Origin of the sequence: Pseudobacter sp., assembly GCF_051955275.1 — a bacterium.
Lineage (GTDB): Bacteria > Bacteroidota > Bacteroidia > Chitinophagales > Chitinophagaceae > Pseudobacter.
Genome location: NZ_JBQCGW010000280.1, coordinates 1 through 7,414 on the forward strand (window position 1 = coordinate 1; position 7,414 = coordinate 7,414).

The following is a 7,414-nucleotide window of genomic DNA, read 5'->3' on the forward strand; positions in this document are numbered from 1 at the left end:
TCTCCATAGCAAGTAAGCATTCACGAAAATGCTTTGCAAATTTAGGCGAAAAAGCTAATGGGCGTTAGTGTTTTTTCTTGTGTATCTTAGTATTCCCTTGGCAGGCCCTTTGCTATTGAATCTGAAAACATTAAATAATATTCCATGACTATCGATTCCCACGTTCATTTCTGGAAATATGACCGCAAAAGAGATGCCTGGATCACTGACGAGATGAAGGTTTTGCAGCAGGATTACCTCCCGGAGCAGATCGCGCTCACCCTCAAAAGAAATGAGGTGGATGGGGTGGTAGCCGTGCAGGCCAGCCAGGAAGAAGTGGAAACCCGGTTCCTCTGCGAGCTGGCCAAAACCCACCCGGTGATCAAAGGAGTGGTGGGCTGGATCGACCTCCGTGCCGCCAATGTGCAGGAGCGCCTGGAGCATTTTGCGCAGTATCCCGAGATCAGAGGGTACCGGCACATCGTGCAGGGCGAGCCCGACGATTTTCTGCTGGGGGCAGACTTTCAGAGAGGGGTACGCGCTTTGCAGCCATTCAATTATACCTATGATATCCTGATCTACCCCAAACAGCTTCCGGCAGCAATCAAGTTTGTGGAAGCGTTTCCGGAACAGCGCTTTGTGATCGATCACTGCGCCAAACCGGTGATCAGGAAGCATGAAATGGAACCCTGGGCGGAGGATCTTAAAAAGATAGCGCAGCATCCGAATGTATATTGCAAGCTCTCCGGGTTACTAACGGAGGCTAAATGGAAAGAATGGAGTGCCGGGGACTTTTATCCCTACCTGGATGTGGTGTTTGAGGCATTCGGTACTAACCGGGTAATGTTTGGAACTGACTGGCCGGTAATGCTGCTCAGTGGAATGTATGTTCAATGGAAGAGCCTCCTGGAAAAGTATATGGAAAAGATCACGGAGGAAGAGAAGGAATTGGTACTGGGGCGGAATGCAATTGATTTTTACAATTTGTAGGTAGTTGCTGGCGGCGGACAACCATCTGATTAAATTCAATAGCTAAATTCGGACAGCCATGAAAATATTGGTACAAGTTCTCCTTTTACTGTCTTTATCCCATGTAATACAGGCGCAAACTGCATCACCTGATAAACTATTTGGTGATCTGTTCAAAGATGTGCAGCTGAATAAGGTCTTCGAAGACGGCAAAACTTTCGTGGATTGTATTCCCAAACGTTCTCCCGAATCTATCCTCCAGGAGTATACACAGCTGAAAAAGAAAAAAGATTTCAACCTTAAAAAATTTGTGGAAGAGCATTTCATCATTCCCCACACGCCACAACTCAATTACATCCAACAGGAAAAAGATATCACCAAACATATCATCAATCTCTTTTCCCTCCTTCGCCGCGAACCAGACAACCCCACCGAAGGCAGCTCCCTCCTCCCCTTACCTCACCCGTACATCGTGCCGGGTGGCCGCTTCCGTGAGATCTACTACTGGGATTCCTACTTCACCATGCTGGGTCTCAAAGAAAACAAAGACACTACCATGATCAGGAACATGGTAGACAATTTCGCGTACCTCATCAATACCTACGGGCATATTCCCAACGGTAACAGAACCTATTATCTCAGCAGATCACAACCACCATTTTTTGCTTTAATGGTTGATCTGCTCGCAGAATTGCAAACAGACAGCATCTACGCACGTTATCTTCCGGCCCTTGAAAAAGAATATGACTTCTGGATGGATGGAGCCACCAAACTCAAGCCAGGACAATCTTTCAGAAGAGCAGTGAAAATGCCGGATGGAAATATCATGAACCGTTACTGGGATGATCAATCCACTCCAAGGCCGGAGAGCTACCGCGAAGACATCGAAACAGGTAAAAAATTCAAAGGAAATAAATCAATGCTCTACAGAAATTTGAGAGCAGGCGCAGAATCCGGCATGGACTTCAGCTCACGCTGGCTGGCCGATGGAAAAAATCTTCACACTATTCAAACCGTCAACTATATCCCTATCGACCTGAATTCTCTTTTGTATAAATTAGAACTCGGTATCTCGAGAGGTAAACAACTCACCGGCAAAGACTCACTCTCCATCGAGTTCCGCAAAAAAGCAGATCGCCGTATCATCGCCATCGACAAATACTGCTGGAACAAACAGCTCGATTATTACTGCGATTACAATTTCGTTACAAAAAAGATCAGTAATACTATCACTCCTGCCGGCATTTATCCCTTCTGCCTTTTCAATCGCAAGCTGGATTACATGAGCCTGCTCGCCAGGAAAGTGGCCGTAGTGGTAAAAGGCCAGTTACTGAAAGATGGCGGCGTGCTCACTACCGTCAACACAACCGGCCAGCAATGGGATGCCCCCAACGGATGGGCTCCCCTGCAATACATGACCATCTGGGGTTTCCACCGCTGCGGACAAAGAGAACTGGCCCGGGAAATTACCCAGAAATGGCAGCAACTCAATACAGACGTGTACCAGCGCACCGGTAAACTCATGGAAAAATATAATGTTACAGATACCAGACTGGAAGCCGGAGGCGGTGAATACCCCGGTCAGGATGGCTTCGGCTGGACAAACGGCGTATTTTTAAGGCTCACTGCCATGTACCTGCCGAAGTAATGATTTACCTTCGCAAAAATTTTGCAGTGATGATACGTAGCGTTTTCGCTTTTTTACTGATCGCCACAGGCTTTGCAGCCTGTTCACCCAACAACGTAACAGCAGACAATTCCCTGGAGAAATATTTTAAAGAGAATAATGTTACGGGATGCTGGGGGTTATTCGACAACGGTCAGGGACATTTCACCGTTTCAAATATTTCCCATTTCACAGACAGCACCTATCTCCCTGCCAGCACCTTCAAGATCGTCAACTCGCTTATTGGCCTCGAAAACGGTACAGTACAGGATTCCAGCTCAGTGATCCCGTTCGACAGCACGCGCAGCTATCGCGAAGAATGCAAAGGCGATATGAACATGTACAATGCCTTCCGCCTCAGCTGCCCCAACTGGTACCAGGAGCTCGCAGACCAGATCGGTCAACCCATCATGCAGAAATGGCTCGATACCCTCGGCTACGCTCAACGCAACAAAAGATTTGTCATTGAAAATAACCTGGACACATTCTGGCTCGACAACTCCGCCAAAGTAACCGGCGACGAACAACTCGGCCTGGTGAAAAGATTATACTTCGACCAACTCCCATTCAGCAAAAGGTCCATGCGCATCGTCCGCAATATGATGCTCTGGGAGAACAACAGCAACTACCAGCTCTATTACAAAACAGGCTGGGGAACCGACGAAAACAAGAACCAGATCGGATGGATCATCGGGTGGATCGAAGAGAACAAACACCCTTACTTCTTCTCCCTCCAGGTAAAATCAGCTGACGCCAACATTGATATGAAGGCCGTGCGTATGAATATCCTCAAAGGCATCCTGAAGCAATACGGCTTCATGGAAGGCAAAAAGTAATATTTACGGCACAGTTTTAGCTTTACATTGACAGCAGTTTATCCTATATTACTCCGTGCTCCGATTTGAACATATAAACTATTTGACAGGTCTCTTTGCACTCATTGTGTTAGGAGGCCTGTTTGCATTCGTTCTTTTCTGGAAAAAGCGCACCGTTAAAAAGATCGGTGACCCACTCCTCGTAAAAGAACTGATAAAGAAATATTCGCCATTCAATTTCCTCTTCAAGTTCCTGCTGGTGGTTGTCTGCCTGACCGCCATTATTTTTGGCGCAGCCAACCTGCAAAGGCCAGGTGCCGAAGAAGCAGTATCACGGAAAGGGATAGACGTAATGATCGCCATGGACGTGAGCCGCAGTATGCTGGCAGACGATATCAAGCCCAACAGGCTGGAACGTGCACGCCAGCTCATTTACAAGCTCATCGAAAAATTCCCGGACGATCGTATCGGCCTCGTTGTTTTTGCAGGCCATGCCTACCTGCAGATGCCACTCACCACAGACCATGCAGCTGCCAGGATGTACGTGCAACAAGCCAATCCGGGCATCGTAGCTGCACAGGGCACCGTGATCTCGGAAGCGCTGCGCGTAAGTACCAAAGCTTTCAACAGCAAAGACAGGAAATTCAAATCCATCATCCTCATTACGGATGGTGAAGATCATGATGAACAGGCCATCCCGCTTGCACAACAGATCGCCAGCGAAGGCGTGATGGTGAATACCGTGGGCATCGGTTCCCCGGAAGGCTCTCCCATCCTGGATACCTCCACCCACGATTTCAAGAAAGACGCAAGCGGCAATACCGTTATCTCCAAACTCAACGAAACGGAACTGCAGGCGCTGGCAGGCGCTACCAACGGTATCTATATCCGTTTATCGGAACCGGATCAGGCGGTAGCTGCCCTGGATGCACAGTTGAGCCAGATAGAGAAAACAGCTTCCGGTGATAATACCCTCCGCGAATACACCAGCTATTTCCAGTGGTTCATCGCGCTTGCACTGCTCTTCCTGATCACAGAATTCTTTTATCCTGAACGCAGCTTGTCTTATCATCCTTTCAAAATTTAATTATCTTAGATCAGGCACAATACCTTCATGAAACGCTTCCTCACCATATCAGCCTTTGTGTTTACCAGCACTGCTCTCTTTGCCCAGGCAGAGAATACTGCCCTCAGAAAAGGCAATCAGCTGTATAAAAAAGGAAAGGTGACTGAAGCAGAAGCGGAATTCACCAAAGCAGTGCAGCAAAACCCGGCCAATCCCACTGCCCATTTTAACCTGGGCAATGCACAGTTCCGGAAAAATGCATTCGCCGATGCAGAAAAGGATTTCGCCAACAGCGTGGCCAACAATCCCAATAATGCCGGCCTGCAACAAAAAGCACTCTATAACCAGGGCGTTTCTCTCTCCAAACAAAAGAAACTCCTGGAAAGCATAGACGCCTACAAAAAAGCGCTCCGCCTCAACAATGCCGATGAAGACACCCGCGTGAACCTTCAGAAAGCGCTGGAAGAACTGCGCAAACAACAGCAGTCGCAACAACAGCCCAAAGACCAGCCGCAACAGCAACAAAAAGACAAGCAGCCAAAACCGGAGCCTAAAACCAATAAAAAGCGCCTGGAACAACAACTCAAATCCCTGCAGCAGAAAGAACAGGAGATCCAGGAAAAAGTACAGCAAAACAAGTCCAGAAGCGGCTCCCAGCCTGAAAAAGACTGGTAAAATCCACTCAGGGTGCGCCCCGTCGCTCGCGTCCCAGCGAGTGACTTCTATTTCTTCGCCTCCGGCGAACCCCACCTCCCCGATATCCATTACCTTTGTACCCACAATCTGAAACCTCATGCAGCTGTACTGCGACTCATTGACCGAATACAAGAGAATCAAGACCGTAGAAGTAAAGATCGGCGACCTGTTACTGGGTAACGGACATCCCATCCGTGTACAAACCATGACAACCACCGATACCATGGACACCATCGGTACCGTTGAACAGACCATCCGCTGCATCGAAGCCGGCGCAGAACTGGTGCGCATCACTGCCCCCAGTAAAAAAGAAGCAGAGAACCTCCTCAACATAAAAAATGAATTACGCAAAAGAGGATACAATACTCCGCTCGTTGCAGATATTCACTTCACCCCCAATGCCGCCGAGATCGCAGCACGTATCATCGAGAAAGTGCGCGTAAATCCGGGCAATTATGTTGACAAGAAGAAATTTGAACAGATCGATTACACCGATGCCGAATACGCCGAAGAGATCGATCGTATCCGGGAACGCTTCACCCCGTTGGTGAAGATCTGCAGAGAGTACGGCACTGCCATGCGTATCGGTACCAATCACGGATCTCTCAGCGACCGCATCATGAGCCGCTACGGAGATACTGCCAACGGCATGGTGGAAAGCGCGATGGAATTCCTGCGCATCGCGCGTGCAGAGGATTATCACAATATCATTCTCAGCATGAAGAGCAGCAACCCGCAGGTGATGGTGCAAGCCTACCGTCTGCTGGTGCAAACCATGAACAATGAATTCGGTCTTATCTATCCCTTACACTTAGGAGTAACCGAAGCTGGTGACGGCGAAGATGGCCGTATCAAATCCGCCATCGGTATCGGAACCTTGCTGGAAGATGGCATCGGTGATACCATCCGCGTTTCCCTCACGGAAGACCCCGAATTTGAAATTCCCGTTTGCCAGGACCTGGTAAAGAGATATACAACCGTTCAGCAAAACTCCTTCCCCGTTCCTGAAGTGGAAAAGATCAGTTATGATCCTTTCTCTTACGCACGCAGAGACAGTTTCTCCGTAGACAATATCGGAGGGAAACAGGTACCCGTTGTGATTGCAGACCTCAGCAAACTGGATACCATCACTCCTCAGCACCTGCAAAGCATCGGCTATTTTTACGATGCCGACACAGACAAATGGAATATCAAAGACGCTGCGGCAGATTATGTTTTCACCGGCAACAAAACGCTGGATTTCCACCTGCCCGGTACGCTCAAAGTAATTGTATATCCCGATGCGTTGGCCAATGCCAATGATCCATCCAAATACTTTCCCATTTTCGGCGCTACTGAATTTGCGGATTCTCCCTATCGCAGCCGTCACCTCAATTTTGTGATGGTGGACTGTTATGCCAGGCCCGATCAGACACTGGAAATGCAGCAGTCCGGAACCTGGGCCAATGATGCTTCTGTAGTGCTCTGCTTCAGCAGCACGAGGCAGAACGCCATGCAGGCCGTCCGCAGAATGTTCATGGAACTGCACCAGCAGAATATCAAGAACCCTGTTGTGCTGATCACTGACAGTAATGGTCAAACGCCGGACGAACACCTGATCCATTTTGCCACAGAAACCGGCGCACTCCTGCTGGATGGCATGGGCGATGGTATCTGCCTTGGTTATGGAGCCTCCGCAAAAAGCGAAAGCCTTCAAACCAATGGCCGCACCTACCTACCGGTGAAGGACAGCTATCAGTGGACCAACAATACCGCCTTCTCCATTCTGCAGGCCACCCGTACACGCATCTCTAAAACAGAATATATTTCCTGTCCTTCTTGCGGACGTACCTTGTTTGAGCTCCAGGAAACCACCGCTAAGATCCGTTCAGTGACCAATCACCTCAAAGGGTTGAAGATCGCCATCATGGGTTGTATAGTGAATGGCCCAGGAGAAATGGCCGATGCGGATTTCGGATATGTGGGAAGCGGTCCGGGAAAGATCACGCTGTACAAAGGAAAAGAAGTGGTAAAAAGAAATGTGGACAGCAATATTGCTGTGGAAGAGCTGATCAATTTATTGAAAGAGAACGATGCCTGGGTAGAGCCGGCTTAGTCTGCACCATTTCATTTCGCAGTGCCCAGTCGCGCGCGGCCCCCCCCCGGCGAAGGATTAACCTGCCACCGCCCCCCAAAAACCACCCCACACACCCGGCACAAACATGAACAAGGCGCGCGGCCACC

The 7,414-nt window shown here is 49.0% G+C and carries 6 protein-coding genes; all 6 read left to right on the top strand.

Annotation, left to right across the window (positions count from 1 at the left end):
• Nucleotides 1-144 precede the first annotated feature (144 nt).
• Nucleotides 145-969, top strand: coding sequence for an amidohydrolase family protein (locus ACTHMC_RS24755; RefSeq protein WP_440417373.1), 825 nt, complete (start codon nucleotides 145-147; stop codon nucleotides 967-969).
• Nucleotides 970-1,027: 58 nt separating this feature from the next.
• The gene (gene treF / locus ACTHMC_RS24760) at nucleotides 1,028-2,596 is read left to right on the top strand and encodes an alpha,alpha-trehalase TreF (RefSeq protein WP_440417375.1); all 1,569 of its coding nucleotides are present in this window, start codon (nucleotides 1,028-1,030) and stop codon (nucleotides 2,594-2,596) included.
• Between the two features lie 29 nt (nucleotides 2,597-2,625).
• A complete protein-coding gene (locus ACTHMC_RS24765) occupies nucleotides 2,626-3,450 on the top strand; it encodes a penicillin-binding transpeptidase domain-containing protein (RefSeq protein WP_440417377.1) in 825 nt (274 codons plus the stop codon).
• 82 nt (nucleotides 3,451-3,532) lie between these two features.
• The gene (locus ACTHMC_RS24770) at nucleotides 3,533-4,516 is read left to right on the top strand and encodes a VWA domain-containing protein (protein WP_440417379.1); all 984 of its coding nucleotides are present in this window, start codon (nucleotides 3,533-3,535) and stop codon (nucleotides 4,514-4,516) included.
• A gap of 27 nt (nucleotides 4,517-4,543) precedes the next feature.
• Nucleotides 4,544-5,170: a tetratricopeptide repeat protein gene (locus ACTHMC_RS24775; protein WP_440417381.1), complete on the top strand. Its 627-nt coding sequence runs from the start codon at nucleotides 4,544-4,546 to the stop codon at nucleotides 5,168-5,170.
• A gap of 118 nt (nucleotides 5,171-5,288) precedes the next feature.
• Nucleotides 5,289-7,286, top strand: coding sequence for a (E)-4-hydroxy-3-methylbut-2-enyl-diphosphate synthase (gene ispG / locus ACTHMC_RS24780; RefSeq protein WP_440417382.1), 1,998 nt, complete (start codon nucleotides 5,289-5,291; stop codon nucleotides 7,284-7,286).
• Nucleotides 7,287-7,414 lie beyond the last annotated feature (128 nt).

Bases quoted from the DNA above. Each gene is read 5' to 3' on its own strand.
- ispG (WP_440417382.1), top strand. From the start codon at position 5,289: ATGCAGCTGTACTGCGACTCATTGACCGAATACAAGAGAATCAAGACC.
- ACTHMC_RS24775 (WP_440417381.1), top strand. From the start codon at position 4,544: ATGAAACGCTTCCTCACCATATCAGCCTTTGTGTTTACCAGCACTGCT.
- ACTHMC_RS24765 (WP_440417377.1), top strand. From the start codon at position 2,626: ATGATACGTAGCGTTTTCGCTTTTTTACTGATCGCCACAGGCTTTGCA.
- treF (WP_440417375.1), top strand. From the start codon at position 1,028: ATGAAAATATTGGTACAAGTTCTCCTTTTACTGTCTTTATCCCATGTA.
- ACTHMC_RS24755 (WP_440417373.1), top strand. From the start codon at position 145: ATGACTATCGATTCCCACGTTCATTTCTGGAAATATGACCGCAAAAGA.